Origin of the sequence: Streptomyces sp. NBC_01446, from assembly GCF_026340095.1 — a bacterium.
Lineage (GTDB): Bacteria > Actinomycetota > Actinomycetes > Streptomycetales > Streptomycetaceae > Streptomyces > Streptomyces aureus.
Genome location: NZ_JAPEPO010000002.1, coordinates 333,346 through 348,800, shown reverse-complemented (window position 1 = coordinate 348,800; position 15,455 = coordinate 333,346). Strand labels below are relative to the sequence as shown.

Annotated in this window: 14 protein-coding genes and 1 pseudogene; 7 read left to right on the top strand and 8 right to left on the bottom strand. The window is 67.7% G+C overall.

Features of this window, described 5'->3' with window-relative positions:
• The first annotated feature begins 116 nt into the window (after positions 1 to 116).
• The gene (locus OG456_RS39065; RefSeq protein ID WP_266569835.1) at positions 117 to 1,331 is read left to right on the top strand and encodes an ISAs1 family transposase; all 1,215 of its coding nucleotides are present in this window, start codon (positions 117 to 119) and stop codon (positions 1,329 to 1,331) included.
• Positions 1,332 to 1,513: 182 nt separating this feature from the next.
• Here the strand turns inward: OG456_RS39065 and OG456_RS39060 are convergent, their stop codons facing one another.
• Positions 1,514 to 2,086, bottom strand: coding sequence for a GNAT family N-acetyltransferase (locus tag OG456_RS39060; protein WP_266569834.1), 573 nt, complete (start codon positions 2,084 to 2,086; stop codon positions 1,514 to 1,516).
• A 265-nt stretch (positions 2,087 to 2,351) separates the two neighbouring features.
• Between OG456_RS39060 and OG456_RS39055 the strand changes: the two are divergent.
• Positions 2,352 to 3,035: pseudogene (locus OG456_RS39055) on the top strand (IS5 family transposase).
• 66 nt (positions 3,036 to 3,101) lie between these two features.
• Here OG456_RS39055 and OG456_RS39050 read toward each other — a convergent pair.
• From OG456_RS39050 to OG456_RS39020, 7 genes are all read right to left on the bottom strand, one after another.
• Positions 3,102 to 3,881 carry an aminoglycoside phosphotransferase family protein gene (locus tag OG456_RS39050; protein WP_266569833.1) on the bottom strand — a complete coding sequence of 260 codons (780 nt, stop codon included), beginning with the start codon at positions 3,879 to 3,881 and terminating at the stop codon, positions 3,102 to 3,104.
• A 355-nt stretch (positions 3,882 to 4,236) separates the two neighbouring features.
• Positions 4,237 to 4,890, bottom strand: a complete 654-nt coding sequence (locus OG456_RS39045) for a trans-aconitate 2-methyltransferase (protein WP_266569832.1) — start codon at positions 4,888 to 4,890, stop codon at positions 4,237 to 4,239.
• 368 nt (positions 4,891 to 5,258) lie between these two features.
• A complete protein-coding gene (locus tag OG456_RS39040) occupies positions 5,259 to 5,681 on the bottom strand; it encodes a hypothetical protein (RefSeq protein ID WP_266569831.1) in 423 nt (140 codons plus the stop codon).
• On the bottom strand, positions 5,678 to 6,508 hold the full coding sequence (locus OG456_RS39035) for an IS5 family transposase (protein WP_266569830.1): 831 nt from the start codon (positions 6,506 to 6,508) through the stop codon (positions 5,678 to 5,680). The genes OG456_RS39040 and OG456_RS39035 overlap by 4 nt, the downstream gene beginning before the upstream one ends.
• Before the next feature lie 304 nt (positions 6,509 to 6,812).
• Positions 6,813 to 7,064, bottom strand: coding sequence for a hypothetical protein (locus OG456_RS39030; protein ID WP_266569829.1), 252 nt, complete (start codon positions 7,062 to 7,064; stop codon positions 6,813 to 6,815).
• 239 nt (positions 7,065 to 7,303) lie between these two features.
• Entirely contained in the window at positions 7,304 to 8,155 is an 852-nt protein-coding gene (locus OG456_RS39025) for a class I SAM-dependent methyltransferase (protein WP_323136433.1), read from the bottom strand.
• A gap of 198 nt (positions 8,156 to 8,353) precedes the next feature.
• On the bottom strand, positions 8,354 to 8,767 hold the full coding sequence (locus OG456_RS39020; protein ID WP_266569828.1) for a helix-turn-helix domain-containing protein: 414 nt from the start codon (positions 8,765 to 8,767) through the stop codon (positions 8,354 to 8,356).
• 101 nt (positions 8,768 to 8,868) lie between these two features.
• On the opposite strand from OG456_RS39020, the gene OG456_RS39015 reads away from it, so the two are divergent.
• The 5 genes from OG456_RS39015 (at position 8,869) to OG456_RS38995 (ending at position 15,072) form a co-directional block, all read left to right on the top strand.
• A complete protein-coding gene (locus OG456_RS39015) occupies positions 8,869 to 9,720 on the top strand; it encodes an alpha/beta fold hydrolase (RefSeq protein ID WP_266569827.1) in 852 nt (283 codons plus the stop codon).
• A gap of 904 nt (positions 9,721 to 10,624) precedes the next feature.
• Positions 10,625 to 12,064: a PP2C family protein-serine/threonine phosphatase gene (locus OG456_RS39010; protein WP_266569826.1), complete on the top strand. Its 1,440-nt coding sequence runs from the start codon at positions 10,625 to 10,627 to the stop codon at positions 12,062 to 12,064.
• A 10-nt stretch (positions 12,065 to 12,074) separates the two neighbouring features.
• A complete protein-coding gene (locus OG456_RS39005; protein ID WP_266569825.1) occupies positions 12,075 to 12,221 on the top strand; it encodes a hypothetical protein in 147 nt (48 codons plus the stop codon).
• 84 nt (positions 12,222 to 12,305) lie between these two features.
• Positions 12,306 to 12,911: a dihydrofolate reductase family protein gene (locus tag OG456_RS39000; RefSeq protein ID WP_266569824.1), complete on the top strand. Its 606-nt coding sequence runs from the start codon at positions 12,306 to 12,308 to the stop codon at positions 12,909 to 12,911.
• An 895-nt stretch (positions 12,912 to 13,806) separates the two neighbouring features.
• Complete coding sequence (locus tag OG456_RS38995; protein WP_266569823.1) at positions 13,807 to 15,072, top strand: glycosyltransferase family 39 protein; 1,266 nt, start codon at positions 13,807 to 13,809, stop codon at positions 15,070 to 15,072.
• Positions 15,073 to 15,455 lie beyond the last annotated feature (383 nt).

The following is a 15,455-nucleotide window of genomic DNA, read 5'->3' as shown; positions in this document are numbered from 1 at the left end:
GGGCGGCTTCAAGTTCCGTGGTTGTGCTGGTTGTTGCTGTGAGGGGTGGGTAGCGGTGCAGGCGCGGGCTTCGTGATCATTAGGGTGTCTACGCCTCGTGATCATGAGAAGGTCCCGTGCCTGCTGCTGCATCCTCCCCGATCCCTGCCGTACTTGTGAAGCTGGGTCCGCTGGAACCCGGCCAGGTCGCTGATCTGCGCCCCTACTTCGACTCCATCCCCGACCCGCGCTCGCGGCGGGGCCGGTGGTACTCGCTGACGGCGATCTTGATGGTGTGTGCCTGTGCGGTCGTCTCGGGCGCCAGGAGCATCGACGAGCTCGCCGAATGGGGCGCCCGGGCCTCGGGTGGGCTGCTGGCCGCCCTCGGTGTACGCCGCCATCCACTGCGGTGGCGGCGTACACCGTCGCCGGCGACGATCGGGCGGGTGCTGATCGCCGTCGACGGCGATGCCCTGGACGCCGCGGTGGGCGCCTACCTCACCGACCGGCACCGCACCGTCGTGTCCACCGCGCACCGGCGGGCCATCGCGGTGGACGGCAAGACGCTCAAGGGCTCAGCGCGTTTGGACGTGACCCGCCGTCACCTGCTGTCGGCGGTCAGCCACACCACCGTCGTGACACTCGCGCAGGCCGAGGTCGGCGCGAAGACCAACGAAACCACGCACTTTAAGCCGCTGCTGGCACCGCTGGACCTGGCCGGCACTCTCGTCACCTTCGATGCGCTGCACTCGGTCAAGGCGAACATCACCTGGCTGGTCGAGACGAAGAAGGCCCACTACATCGCCGTGATCAAGACCAACCAGCCCACCGCCCACAGCCAGCTCGCCACGCTGCCGTGGCGTGACATCGCCGTCCAGCACACCCACTCCGAGGTCGGGCACGGCCGGCGCGAGTCCCGTTCGATCAAGACCTGCGGCATCGCGGACGAACTCGGTGGCATCGCCTTTCCGCACGCGAAGCTCACCATCCGCGTCCACCGCCGCCGCCGGCCGACCGGCAGCCGCGAGAGTCGCGAGAGCGTCTACGCCGTGACCAGCCTCGAAGCCCACCAGACCAGCCCCGCGGACCTCGCCGCCGCGATTCGCGGGCACTGGGGAGTGGAAAACTCCAGCCACCACATCAGAGACGTCACCTTCGCCGAGGACGCCTCCACCGTCCACACCGGGGCCGCACCCCGAGCCATGGCCACCTTCCGCAACCTGGCCATCGGCGTGCTGAAGACCCTCGGCGCCGAGAACATCGCCAAAACCACCCGGGCAATCCGCGACGAACCACGACGGGCACTCCCGATCCTGGGCATCATCAACAACCAGGACACCCACGGAACTTGATCAAGCCCTGCACTTGAGTAGCGCCTGTTCCGGCTCAAGGCGTTGCCCGACGGCTTCCAGACCGAGTTCATCGAGACGGCAGAACGTGGTCAGACAGGGTTGCGGCGAAGCTAGCCTCGTCCGCCAAGGCTTCCTCACTCGACCCGGACGGGGCCGCTACCAGCAACGGACTCAACATCCGCTTAGCGGGCTGGAATCGAGAGAGGCGACGGCCGCCACTCTCGCCTGATCAATCCGAATACCCACGAGTCGGATACCTCGCCGTTCACGACGCAGTCCTCCCGCAACGTCCCTTCACGCACGAATCCGATCTTCTCCAGGACCCGGGCAGATGCCAGGTTGCGCGTATCGGTCTCGGCCTGAACCCGATTCAGGTCCAGTGTCTCGAATGCCCACTTCAGCACGGCGTGCGCGGCTTCCGTCGCGTAACCGTGCCCCCACATCGCATCGGCGAGGCAGTAGCCCAACGACGCGCTGCGGTAGTCCGGGTTCCATTCGGTCAGACCGCACCAGCCGACGAAGACACCGTCCAAGGCACGGTCGATGGCCACCCGTGCCCCGGTGCCTTCGTCCGCCATCTTCCGGCACATCGCGATGAACCGATTGGCGCGGGCCCGCTCGCTCCACGGCGGGGAATCCCAATAGCGCAACACATAGCTGCTGCTGTGCAGCGCGAAGAGGGGGGCCGCGTCGGCGTCGGTGAAGGGGCGCAGTCGCAGGCGAGCGGTGTTCAGGATGGGGGTGGCCAAAGTCATGCGCACCATCTTGCGTCACCATGAGGCAGGCAGACACCGAATATCCGACCTCGGTCCGGTCCTCACGACCAAGGCACCGCCTACCAGCCGATCGTGCACGCCTTCGACCAGCTCACCGGCCGGGCATTCAGGCTCCACGAACGGCACGACGACATGGCCTGCCCGCCGGAGACCCGGACAGAGCCACTACTAGAAACGGACTTAACGACCTCTCAGCGAGGGCCGTTACTTCCAGCCCGGGGTTCCGGAGCCCGTTTGTCTGTACATGAGGAAACGTCAGTCGCGGCCGTGGATCGTGTCGGACGAACTGTGGCCGTTCGTCGAGCCGGTACTGCCCGAGCCGGGCCCGAAGCTGGTCGAGGGCCGGCCGCGGGTACCGGACCGGCAGGCGTTCTGCGGGATCCTGTTCGTCCGGCACACCGGCATCCAATGGGAGTACCTGCCCCAGGAGTTGGGCTTCGGATCAGGCACGACCTGCTGGCGGCGTCTGGCCGCCTGGAACGAGGCCGGCGTGTCGGACCAACTCCACGCGTTACTGCTGAGGGAACTGCGGTCGAAGAACCAACTGGACTGGTCACGGGCGGTGATCGAATCTCCTCCCACGTCCGGGCGGCCCGGCGGGGCCCAAAAGCGGACCCAGCCCGGTCGACCGCACACGCGGCGGCAAGCACCACGTCATCACCGACGGGCAGGGCCTCCCGCTCGCGGTGTCACTGACCGGTGGAAACCGCAATGACGTCACGCAGTTGCTGCCCCCGCTCGACAAGGCCCCGGCCATCAGCGGTCGTCGGCCGGCCACGGCATCTGGGTCGTCGAGCGGACGATCTCCTGGCTGCACGGCTTCCGCCGCCTGCGCATTCGCTGGGAAAGACGCGACGACATCCACGAGGCCTTCCTCAGCCCCGCCACCTGCCTCATCACCCACCGCCACGTCCAACGCCCTTGTTAGGAACTCTAAGCGCTGGAAGTTGATGTCTGCCACTGAACGTGACCTGAAGCAGCTTCGGGGCAGTCCTCAATCGCTCATGACGCCCAGAAGAACGTCGCGTTGTGAACGGGCCCAGCACTGCTCGGCCCGCATCTCGGCCGCGTCGCCGCGGGCGAGAAACATCGCCCACGGCTCGTCGCCCTGCCCGCCAAGACGTTCGATGCGTGCGGCCTCGCGGGACTGGAGGGCATCCAATGCATCGAGCAAGGCTTCGGGGTGTGCGCCGTAGGCGGCACACAGATGATTGAGCCGTGCACGCAGAGTGTCGGTGCCGGTGACTGAGGCTCTTCGCTGCTGGTCGAGCGCCCGCAGAGGCACGGAGTACCAGGCGAGCTGGGCCAGGTCGTCGAGGGCGTGGCCGGGCGCTGCGAAATCCCAGTCAATGAAGCCGTTCAGGCCGTTGGCGTCCCAGATGGAGTTCCACGGCCCGAGGTCCCCATGGCGGATCACCATGCCCGGCTGCCATTCCTCTTCCTGGCCCTGCCAGCGTGCTTCGGCCGGCGGCCGGAAGTCCCGGACAGCGTCGTGGTATCCGCGCAGCCAACGCCCAAGTTCGCCAATTCCGGCAGTCGACCGCAGAGCCTGCGACCAGGGCGCGTACGCGGGTTCACCATGAAGCAGCGACAGCACCTCGTCGGCACCATCGATCCCCAGCACGCGCGGGGCTCCGGTGAAGCCCACCGCCTCCAGGTGGGTCAGCAGAGCGTGCACTGCAGATGTCCACTCGCCCGCTGGCCGCCGGATCGTCTCACCGATCCGTCGGACCGTCGTCACGCTGCCCTGGTCGGTGGCGCCGTCCTCAATCACCCCGCCAGCCTAGTGCGCCTCCCGTGTTGGCCGCCGGATCCTGTCGCACGCGGTGACGGCTCCCATCGCGGCGGACATGGCTCGCCACGTTGCGAAGGCCGGTCCGGGCCGCAGCGCCCGCACGTCGCTGATCCGGGCGCTCACCACAGCCGCGCCCACCGACGTGAGCAACCAACCGCTGACGTCCACGCCGCACGGCTTCCGCAGGCTGCTCATCACCGAGGCGATCCGCACCGGGCTGCCTGCGCACATCGCCGCCGTTATTTGCGGCCACCAGGTCCTCGACACCACGATGGGATCTGCGGCGATCCACTCCGACGATGTCATTGCCCCCCCCGCCGGGCCTTCAGCGCGCTTAGCCGGGGGTGGTTGGCGGTTCAGCAATGCCGATGAAGTTCCCGGCCATGGTCCGGATACGGACTGACCACCCCAGCCCGGTGAGGTCGTCCGTGAGGGTCTGGGTATCGTGGAATACCTTCACGATGCGGTACTGGCTGCCGTCATCGAGCCGACGTAGCGACGCCGGGGCCGGCTGGTTCGCGAGGACTTCCTCGTATGCGGCTGCGGCGGGGCCGTCGTCGATGAAGATTGCTTTGCCGCCCGGTGCGAGTGCGGCGGCGACCGTGTTCCACAAGTCGGGCAATCGCGTCGGCGGGACATGGGAGAGCCAGAAGGCGAAGAACACAGTGTCGTAGCGTCGTGGCGGCTGCCAGGCGAACAGGTCGGCCTCAAGGAATTGCACGGTGGGGGATGCGGTGCGCGCACGAGCCAGGGCCAACACTTCGGCTGCCGCGTCGACAGCCGTCACCGAACGCGCCCGCGCTGCGAGCAGAGGGGTCCACTGGCCCGTTCCGCAGGCCAACTCCAGTACATCGCCGACAATCGGGAGGTCATCGACGACAGCAAGCAACCTCTGCAGGTCTTCGTACTTTGCATAAGGCCGGTCGTATTCGGCCGCGCCAGCCCTGTAGTAGGCCATCTGTTCTGCCAGGAGAGCGTCGTCATCCATATGCAGGTTCCACTCATCCGGGTTCGGTCAGAGACAAGCGCTCAGCTCGCCGGCCTGGTCGCCACAGACAGTGTTGGCCTTCACCTTTGGGCAAGGTCAAGCGTCATGAGGGCCTGGGGCGTCCTCGCCGACTGACCTCGCACCAGCAGCCGCCAGAAGGATTACGCCAGCGGATAGCGGGTGATGCCCGTTGACGTTCCTGCGGACAGCCCGGGTTCGAGAACCCGCGCTGAACGAAGCCAACACGCCGAATGCCACGTCAGTACGGCCTGAAGTGGCCCGAGTTGTCAGAGTGCGGAACGTGAGTTCTTGTCCGTTTCGTAGTTGAGGTTGGGCAAGGATCGCTGGTCATGGGCGCGAGATGGTCCTCAAGCGCCGGGGCGGGCGAACAGGCCGGGTTCGGGCTCGGCGAGGATGCCGCGGCTGACCAGGCGCTTGAGTTTCGAGCGGATGCCTTCGGTGTTCTTCGGGAGGATTGGCAGGTCGAGGGCCTGGCACAGGTCGCGGGCGCGCATCGGCCGGCCTGTGTCGGCCAGGGCGGTGAGGATCTGCTGGTAGGCGGGGTGGTCCGGGATGTCGGGGCCCTCCGGCTCGGTGGCGGGTGAGGGCACGGGGAGCGTGAGGAGGGTCTTGCGGGTGATGCGCAGGTTCTCGCTCTCCGTGTCGATCTCGCCGAGCTGCCGGGTGAGTTCCTCGATGCGGTCCCGCAACTGCCCGGCCTGGTCGGCCAGTTTGCGCTCACGGTTCTCGATGTGTTCCAGGATCGCCTTGACCTGCGGGTTGTCGCTCATGCGGTCCTCCAGGAGGCGAGGGTGGCTCCGGTGAGGCGGCGGCTCATGACGGAGGTCATCGCCCACAGAACGCGGGAGCGGGAGGAGGCGGGACGGTGTTCGTAGTCGCGTACGAGACGGCGGTAGAACATCAAGATCCCGTTCGTCTGCTCCACGATCCACCGCTTCGCCTGCGGAACGAACCCGCGCTGGTCCGGGTTGCGTTCGACGATCTCGACGTCGATGCCCACGGTCTTGCCGTGCTCGACGACCTTGTTCTTGAAGCCCTGGTCGACCAGGGCCTTGGTCACCGTGTCGCACTGTGCGGCGACACCGTCCAGCAGGGCGATACCGGCGGCGTTCTCGTGCGCGGAGGCGGGCAGCACGACGCAGTCGATAACCAGGCCCAACACGTCCACGGCCAGGCATCTCTTCCTGCCCGGGACTCTTTTAGCGGCGTCCTTGCCGGTCGTGGTGGCGGGGACGCCGACCGCGGCGTGGATACTCTGCGTGTCCAGGACCACCAGGCTCGGATCGGCTAATCGCCGCTTCTTCTCGCGAAGTTGCCACCGCATCAGATCGTGGACGGTCTGGTCGGTGCCGTCATCGCGCCACTTGTAGAAGTAGTACTTCACCGCGCCGGCGGGCGGCAGGTCGTGGGGCAGCAGGTCCCACTGGCAGCCGCTGCGGTTCTGGTACAGGATCGCGTTCACGATCTCCCGCATCTCGTATCTGCCCTGATGGCCGCTGACCGACGGATGCGTGGCCTTCCAGGCTGTGATCACGGGCTCGACCAGGGCCCACTGCTCGTCGGAAGTGTCACTCGCGTACGGCTTGCGCATGCTCATGCCACAACCCAAGCGAATCCCGAACGCCTGACCGGCCGCGATACCCCAACATCACACCATCGAGCGATCACAAGCCGGACAGAAGATCACGTACCGCACTCTCACTACTGGCGAGCAGTCGCATGCAGGGTGACGGCGCGGGCGTTGCATTCCCATGCCGGAGCAAACCCCCGGATCAGGTCGAACCCGTACACCACTTCCCTGGACGCAACCGTTCGTGCGCGATGGAATGTCGTACACGCCGTCACGCCGGGAATGTCTCGTAGCCTGCCACGCCGCACGTTGTCGTGGGGTGTGGACGCACTCACTGTTCGCCTGAGTCTGCCTTCGCCTTGGCCTTTACGTCGGATTCGATCTCGTGCCGCTGGGCGCCCTGGACCTTCGCGTGTTCAGTGACAGCAGCCTGGACGTCGCGGGCAAGATCCCGCCAGGCGCGCCATGCCGTCTCATAGGTCTCGGTCTGTGCTTCCGTCCACGGCGTCGCGATGGTCGGACCGTAGTCGTCCCGCGGCGTCAGGACCTGAAGGCGTGCCGCGTTGGCGTTTGCGCGCTGCATGTCCACGAGGTTCTCGAAGGGTGTGCTACGAGCGGGATCTCACGTTGGCCTCACCGGCCACCCGGGCCGACCCGCACGTTGGGCCAGCGCCACCTCGGTAGTGGCATCGCTGGGTCGGGCCACCCCAGGGCGCTCAGTGGTAGGCGGTCAGAGCGCGCATGACCGGCTGGCCGCGCATGAAGCTGGCTCCACTCATCAGGCCCCCTTCGAAACCATCAACTAGGGAACCGGGAGGCGCTCTACCGGCGGATCGCCGAGATCAGGCCACCGGGCCGCTCCTCGTGCTGCGGCGGGGTGCTAATCGGGCGGCCGTAGGCGGCAGCGCGCTCGCGCAGGGTGTGGCTGCCGGCCTCCCAGCCGTGCCCGGCCAGCCAGGCCACCGGGTCGTCGGGCATCTCCGAGACCCACATGGACGCCGGTGATCCCGGCACGGCGTCCGCGCCGAAGCGCTCGATCACGCCGCGCGAGCCCAACGTCAGCCCCATCCGGCTGCCTGGCGCCGACTGCGCGCTGATCCGGGCCAGTAGCAGCTCCACCGCGTCCTCGGGCAGATAGATCAGCAGTCCTTCGGCGATCCACACGGTCGGCACCGCCGGGTCGTGCCCTGCGGCGGCCAGCGCGCCCGGCCAGTCCTCACGCAGATCCACCGCGACGGTGATCCGCTCGCAGCGTGCGATGGCCCGCTCCTGGCGCAGCACCGAAGCCTTGAAGTCCAGTGGCGCGACGGTGTCGACCTCGAACAGCCGGGTGCCCTCGGGCCAGTCCATCCGGAAGGCCCGGCTGTCCATGCCGGCGCCGAGCAGTACGACCTGCCGGACCCCGGACGCGGAGGTCTGCTGCAACAGGTCGTCGAGGAACTTCGTCCTGATGACGATGGAGAACGCCACGCCCTGCCGGCGGCGTCGCGTGGCCTCGTCACCGGGCAGCGGCGGCGAGGAGGGCCCCCGGCCGCCGGCGGTGGCGAAGGCCTGTGCCAGTGGGTCGCGGAACAGCGCGTTCTCCCGCTCGCTCTCCAGCGCCCGCACCCTGGCCACCCCCACCGCCGTGGCCCACACTCCGGACGGCTGCACCCGCTCTTGCTCATCAGTCACCGCGGCAGCCTAGATGATCGATTCCAAGGGGGCTGATGAGGGTGGAGCCAGGTTCATGGGCGGCCAGGCTGCATTAATCGCCTCGAAAGGCACCGGGCCGTAGCCACGCGGTATGACAAATTGGCGGTCCGCTACGAGGCGACCGTTCTTGTCGCGGTCATCAACGAGTGGCTGTGACCGGCACATTCGATCCACGCGCTAGTCGGGGGGTGACTCGTCGGCGAGCTGGTTGCTGCGGTCGATCTCCGGCATGTGTGTCTCGGCCCAGATCCGCAGGGCGGAGAGCGGTCTTTCGAGGGACAGGCCGAGCTCGGTGAGCCGGTAGTGGACGGCGGGCGGCACGGTGGGTTCCACTCGGCGCGCGACCAGGCCGTCGCGGACCAGGCTCTGCAGGGTGACGGACAGCATCTTCTGTGAGATGCCGGGGATACGGCGCCGCAGTTCCGCGAAACGGAGCTCGTCCGGAGCCTCCTCGGCCAGCACCTTGACCGCCATCGACGTCCACTTGGTGCCGATACGGTCGAGCAACTGGCGGGTCGGGCAGCGCGGATCCAGCAGGTCACCCCGCTCACCGGGCCGCCGGCTGGGTTCGCCGGGCCTCGATGTGGTCACTCAGGGCTCACCACCTGAAGGGAAAGTGCCGTCTTGGAGGAACCAGGATAGTTCCTTAGCGTGACCTGGTCACTATTCCTCACCACACCTGGAGCCTCTCCATGCCCGAGCTGCGGCGCGTCCCCGTCAACGGTGTCGAACTGAACGTCGCTCTCGCCGGATCGGGCCCGGCCGTCCTGCTCCTGCACGGTTTCCCTCACACCTGGGAGCTGTGGACGGACGTCATGGCCGGCCTGTCCGGCCGCTACCGCGTCATCGCGCCGGACCTGCGCGGGTTCGGAGCGAGCAGCCGGGCCGCCTCCGGGTACGACGCGGGCACCCTGGCCGAGGACGCCGCGGCGCTTCTCACCACGCTCGGCGTGTCCTCGGCCGCGGTGGTGGGCATCGACGCGGGTACCGCGCCGGCCTTCCTCCTCGCCCTGCGTCGCCCCGGTCTCGTCCGGCGCCTGGTCGTCATGGAGTCCCTTCTGGGCAGGCTGCCTGGCGCCGAGGACTTCCTCGCCGACGGGCCGCCGTGGTGGTTCGGCTTCCATTCCGCCGCGCCCGGCCTTGCCGAGACCGTGTTGGAGGGCCGTGAGGCCGCCTACGTCGACTGGTTTCTGCGCGCCGGCACGCTCGGCGACGGGGTGCGCCCCGCCCTCCGGGACGCCTTCGTCCGCGCATACACCGGCCGCCAGGCTTTGAGCCGCGCGTTCTCGTACTACCGGGCGCTGCCCGAGAGCGCGGTACAGATCGCGCAGGCGGTCGCCACTGCCCGCCTGACGGTGCCGACGATGGCGTTGGGCGCCCGGCCCGTCGGTGCGGCACTGGAACGCCAGCTCCGCCCGGTCACCGACGATCTCACCGGACACGTCATCGAAGACTGCGGCCACATCATCCCGCTGCACCGCCCGCGCGCCCTGCTCACGCTGCTGCGTCCATTCCTGGCCGGTGAGGACGCGAAAGCAACGTGACCGGGGCTGGGGGCTGACTTTCGATCACGACTTAGCGTCGACTCGCGGATGTTCTCCCGCTCGGTCTCCGCCGTCGCGGCGAAGAACGCGCGTAGCAGCTTGCCCGGGCTGGTGGGTCGTAGATGCTGGTCAGGGGCCCGGCGAGCATCTCCAGGATCCAGGATGAGGCTGTCGGCGGGGAGGTGGTCGGCGAGCGCGAGTTCGGCAACATCCCGGCCGATCCGCTTCATCTCGTACACGGTGAAGATGACCCGGTGGCGCGGGGCGTGCGCCTTGATCTCCCGGGCCGTATGGACTGACTCCTCGAACTGGGGCCGTCCGCGGACCCGGGCCCGAGGGTGGAACAGTGGGCCCACCCGATGCGGATGTCTGCGCTCGGCTCGGCAGGGTCGATCGGGGCCGGGGGCGGGGTGCCCGGGCGCCACGGCCGCCCGGGCCGCGGTCGGCCGGGGTCGGGACCCGCCGCGCCTTCTTCAGCCGGGGGACCATGGTGAAGAGGCGGGTGTCGTAGGCGGGCGACCGCACCGCCGCGCGAGCGGCACGGCGAGCCGGGCTGGGCGTCACATCGGACAGGCGTGCTGTGCGATGTCGTCCGCGTCCGACTGGTCGGCCGGCGGTCGGCCGGTGACGGAGTGGGCCGTAACACCTCGGGCCCACGGCTGAGGTCCGCTTGGCCGCCGAGGAGGATCGCCGCCGGGTCGACGGATGCGGACTGGGTCGTCTCTTCGTCTTGCAAAGGGGTGCTTGAGCGTCGGCGACCGCGCTCGCCGAGCGGTGGGTCGCGGCAAGCCCCGCTGGACCGACGACAGACCGTGGACTGCGTCGGCGCTCGCGGTCTTCCTGTGCTGCGGTCCAAGGTGGGTAGCAGAGAGACTCAGCTCGCTACAGACGAGGGAGGAGGGTCATGGATGTGAACCGTGAGGCAGGCGGGCGGGCGATGCTCGCCGGTCTGCTGGACGTCAGTCACCTGATGCCCCTCGACGCGTTGCCGGAGAAGGCCGGTGAGTTTGCCCGGGCCGCGGGTTTCACCGACGTGCTCATCTACGTGGCGGATTTGCGGCGCCAGGGACTGCACCTGCTGACCGGGCCGAACGGGGCCGCTCCGAACACCGCGAGAGACCTCCACATCGAGGGCACCACCCCTGGGCGGGCCTACCAATACGGCCGGCTCACCGCCTCCTCCGTGAAGGAGGCGGCAGGCATCGACTGGTGGCTGCCCATCGTGGACGGCACCGAACGCGTGGGGGTGTTGCGCGTGCGCTCTGTGTACGACGATGCCCGTGCCCGCGAGGACGCCGACCGCCTCGCCGCGCTCCTGGCGCTCCTGATCGTCGCCAAACGGGCCTCCAGCGACACGCTGGCTCGGCTGGTGCGGACCGAGCCGCTGAGCATCGGGGCCGAGATGGCGTGGAACCTGATGCCGCCGAGCACCTATGCCGACGGGCGGGTCGTAATCGCAGCGTCGTTGGAGCCGGCCTACCGCGTCAGCGGCGACGTGTACGAGTACGCCCTCGACGGTCCTTTGGTGCATCTGACGCTGTTCGACGCGATGGGCCATGACGCCGCCGCCGGTCTGTGCGGTGCCCTGGCCCTGGGCGCGTGCCGCAATGCCCGCCGCCAGGGCGCGGGCCTCGCTGCCGAGGGCGAGGCTGTGGAAGCCGCCCTGATCGGCCAGTACGGCCAGCCGCGCTACGTCACCGGCATCCTCGCCACCCTCGAGACTCGTACCGGTGTGCTGAGCTGGGTCAACCGCGGCCATCCTCCGCCAGTCCTTATTCGCGAGAACCGCTGGAGCAGCCACCTGAAGTGTTGCCCGGCCCACCCGATGGGCACTGGGCTGGGGTTGCCCAGCACTGTGTGCCGCGAACAGCTGCAGCCGGGTGATCGCATTGTCCTCTACACCGACGGCATCACCGAAGCGCGGGGTGCCGACGACACCGAGTTCGGTCTGGAGCGATTCACCGACTTTCTCATCCGCCACCACGCCGACGGCCTGCCCGTCCCCGAAACCCTGCGCCGTCTCATCCAGGCCGTTCTCGACTACCACGACGGGCATCTGCAGGACGACGCCACCGTCTTGATGTGCGAATGGCTGGGCCCTCTCGTTGAAGACACCGAACCAGCGGCGGCCCTGACCGGACTGCCGGTCAACGACCCGCCACACACTTCAGCGTGCCCTTGCGAGGAACCCCGGGGGTTCGCCCCCCGGGGGGAATCGCATCCGGTGACGGCGATGCGGAGCATCGCCGCGACAATTGGCGCGGAGCGCCCGCAAGAAACGGGGCCGGAGTGCTCGGTGGGGAATGTGTGCTGTTCGAATGCCGGTACGTCGGGCGGCGGGTAGCGTCAGGGTCGTGAAGTTGACCGTGCAGGTGAAGCTCTTGCCGACGCCCGTGCAGGCGGCGGCACTTGAGGCAGCCCTGCATGCCTGCGAGGCGCTCGGACTGGAATTCGCCCTCACGGTCGATGTCGGATGGATGCCGGATCCGACATCGCGGTGAGACTCCGTAGTGCTGTGCCACGGAACTTCCCTCGATGAGTTTCTGGCGGTTGCGTGGTCTACCCGTCGACTAAGGGAGCACACCATGCGCGAGATCATCGTCTGCACGTTCCTGACCCTCGACGGCGTCATGCAGGCGCCGGGCGGTCCGGACGAGGACGCGGGGAGCGGCTTCAAGCACGGCGGCTGGCAGAAAATGGTGGCCGACGATGAAGTTGGCACGGCCATCGCCGGTTGGTACCAGCACTCCGACGCGATGCTGCTCGGCCGCAAGACGTACGAGATCTTCGCGTCGTACTGGCCAACCGCCGATCCTGACAATCCGTTCACCGATCGGATGAACAGCACGCACAAGTACGTGGCGTCTCGGACCCTGACGTCCCTCGGGTGGCAGAACTCCACGCTGCTGGAGGGCGACATCGTCGATGCCCTGCGCACGCTGAAGGCATCCGACGGCGGCAACATCAACGTCGTTGGCAGCGGCGACCTCGCCCAGACCCTCATGCACCACGGCCTCGTCGACGAGTACCGGCTGACCATCCACCCCGTGATCATCGGCACCGGCAAGCGACTGTTCGCCGACGGAGCGATCCCCACCGCGCTGGAGCCGGTCAGCGTCTCGACGACGAAGGGCGGCACCGTCCTCGGCGTCTACCGGCCGAACGGTAAACCCACCTACGACAGCTACTAATGTGCGCCGCGGACCGCTGACGACCATCGGCGCAACTTCCGCGGCACAGCAGTAGCTCAGCGGGTCGCGCCTTCGCCACAGGTCTGCACGGACGGCGATTTCCGACATGGAGCCGAGACGCCGAGTGTCCGACGTGACGTAAGACAGCAGACAGATCCGCAGGTCGCAAGGCCCGATATCCGACACCAGCCGCGAGACCGTACACCAGGCAATGGCTACTGCAACAGGGGCGGTCGGAACAACCAGCCGACAGACGTTCCTCTATAACGGCCCGGTGAACAACATCGGATGACCCCGCACCCAGGCCCCCTTCTCACGGAGGGGACCTTTGGCTGCGTACGGATTCAACCCGCAGATTCGAGCCGGGCCGCCGCCCCGTTGAGTCCGAGGTTGGCGCGTGCGGCGAGTGCGCCTGCCATCAACTCGGCTCGCCGGCACGGGTTGTTGGAGAGGACACCCCCGAGCCGGACGGGACACGGCGGTGTCCATGTGGTCGCCGGCGCCGGAGCCCCGTGAGGCCGGAGCTCCAGGGGCGACCTTTAAATCAGTAGTAATAGAGGTCCATTAATGACGATAGACATGCAAAGGTGTCTAATCCTGGCTTAGTTCTTGTGTCTCTTGGGGTAGCCCGAGCAAGGTGACGGAGTCGGCGGGGGCGGCGTCCCTGACGGGTTCGGAGAGGTAGTGGGAAATTCAGGGGCTCGATGGGTTGACCCTGTTTCCGGTGGAGTTGGCGCTGCTTATCCATCGTCGCCAACAGACGGGCCGTGCTACTGCGCCAGAGGGTGTTCCGAGGACCATGGCACAGCGGTGTGGCGTGTCTGCGTAACCCTGACCTGCACGGGTGTAAGGGTTCGGCGAACGATCGTCCATGACGCCGGGGTGACTTCGACCGATGAATGCGATGCCGACTGTTGTCTCTGCCGAGCCCGCACAACACGACGGCACACTCCCGGCCGCGCCGGTCGACCTGCACAAGCGGTCGAGCAGGCTGGTACGACGCTATGGGCCGGCGGTCGGGTGCTACGCGGTACTGAAGCTGGCCGGCTTCGGGGTCTTCATGTGGCTGGTCGACTACTCCGGCTACCACCTCACGAAGCAAGTGCGCTTGGGCGGCGGCGCCCACCCGTGGGACGTGCTCGCTTCCTTTGACGGCTGGTGGTACCAACAGATCGCGGAGTTCGGGTACAACCCCCAACTGGTGCCGATCACCGGTTCCCCCCTGTACACGTTTCAGGCGAACTCGGCTGCGTTCTTCCCGCTCTACCCGGGCCTGATGCGCATGGTCTCGGAGTTCACCGGTCTCGGCCTGTACGGCGCCGGGATGCTGGTATCGGTGGTCGCTTCGCTGTTCGCCGCGGCCGGTATCTTCGCCGTCGCGGAGAGGCTCGGCGGGGCACGGGCCGGTGTGATCGCGGCGGGCCTGTGGGCGGTCATCCCGGGATCCGGCGCGGAGTGGGCGGTCTACTCGGACTCCACCTTCACCGCGCTCGCCGCGTGGTCCTGCTACGCCGTGATGACCCGGCGGTGGATCGCTGCCGGACTGCTCGCCCTGGTGGCCGGGCTCAACCGGCCGACCTCGGCGACCCTGATCGCAGCGGTGTGCGTGGCGGCGCTGGTCGCACTTTTGCGGCGCACTGACAAAACCGGGCGCCCTCTGGCCGCGATGGTGCTGGCACCGCTCGGGCTGTTCGGATATCTGGGCTGGGTGAGCTGGCGTATGGGGGACTGGGGCGGCTACTTCAAGCTCCAGAGGGGAGCCTGGCTGCACTTCTTCGACTGGGGCCAGCACAATGCCACCGTGATGCGGGGCATTCTGCTTGGCAGCGACGATGATATTTTCGCCGCGCTCGTCCCCGATCTGCTGGCGGCACTGATCGTCATGGCGTTGCCGATCCTGATCGTCCTGCTGGTGCGACTGCGCCCGCCCGCCGTTTTGATGGTGCACACGCTGCTCACCATCGCGACCGTGCTCGGCAGCCAGCAGATGTTCTGCAACGTCGCGCGCTTTCTGTTGCCCGCCTTCCCGTTGTTGATCCCGCTGGCGATTGCCCTGAGCAGGCTTCGCCGACCTGCTCTGGTAATGGTCCTCGGCACCTGCGCTCTCGCCTCCGGCTGGTTCGCGGGATTCGCGATGTTCGAACTCGGTGGTGCCCCATAGCAGCGGCCGAGCGCACGGTGAACTGCGTGTTCATCGGGATTCCTCCGTGGATACTCCGCTCTTCAGGGTGGAGAGGAAGAGGACTCCTGCGGAGCAGGGCAGCGAGCGGGTATTGGCTCTCTGGGCGGATACCCGCCCCACGCGCCGTCCGCGACTTGTATCCTCGACCCTGCCCGGCTGGCGATAACCAAGCTGGCCGGGTCTACCGCCGGGCTATTCGTTTTGAGAGGCTGCGCAGTGTGGCGCGCAGCCTCTCACACTCCGGTGTGCAGTGACCGGTTCGGCACTGCCGAGCCCCCCCACGATCACGGCCCAAGACCCACCCAGCGTGTCCAACTCTGGGGACTGCGCAGCGGGCGACAGCCGACTGCGCACCCCCCTAC

What these genes read in the sequence shown, in the direction of transcription:
- OG456_RS39060 (WP_266569834.1), bottom strand. Translation starts at nt 2,086, where the DNA reads ATGACTTTGGCCACCCCCATCCTGAACACCGCTCGCCTGCGACTGCGC.
- OG456_RS39045 (WP_266569832.1), bottom strand. Translation starts at nt 4,890, where the DNA reads ATGGATGACGACGCTCTCCTGGCAGAACAGATGGCCTACTACAGGGCT.
- OG456_RS39040 (WP_266569831.1), bottom strand. Translation starts at nt 5,681, where the DNA reads ATGAGCGACAACCCGCAGGTCAAGGCGATCCTGGAACACATCGAGAAC.
- OG456_RS39035 (WP_266569830.1), bottom strand. Translation starts at nt 6,508, where the DNA reads ATGAGCATGCGCAAGCCGTACGCGAGTGACACTTCCGACGAGCAGTGG.
- OG456_RS39030 (WP_266569829.1), bottom strand. Translation starts at nt 7,064, where the DNA reads ATGCAGCGCGCAAACGCCAACGCGGCACGCCTTCAGGTCCTGACGCCG.
- OG456_RS39015 (WP_266569827.1), top strand. Translation starts at nt 8,869, where the DNA reads ATGCCCGAGCTGCGGCGCGTCCCCGTCAACGGTGTCGAACTGAACGTC.
- OG456_RS39010 (WP_266569826.1), top strand. Translation starts at nt 10,625, where the DNA reads ATGGATGTGAACCGTGAGGCAGGCGGGCGGGCGATGCTCGCCGGTCTG.
- OG456_RS39000 (WP_266569824.1), top strand. Translation starts at nt 12,306, where the DNA reads ATGCGCGAGATCATCGTCTGCACGTTCCTGACCCTCGACGGCGTCATG.
- OG456_RS38995 (WP_266569823.1), top strand. Translation starts at nt 13,807, where the DNA reads ATGAATGCGATGCCGACTGTTGTCTCTGCCGAGCCCGCACAACACGAC.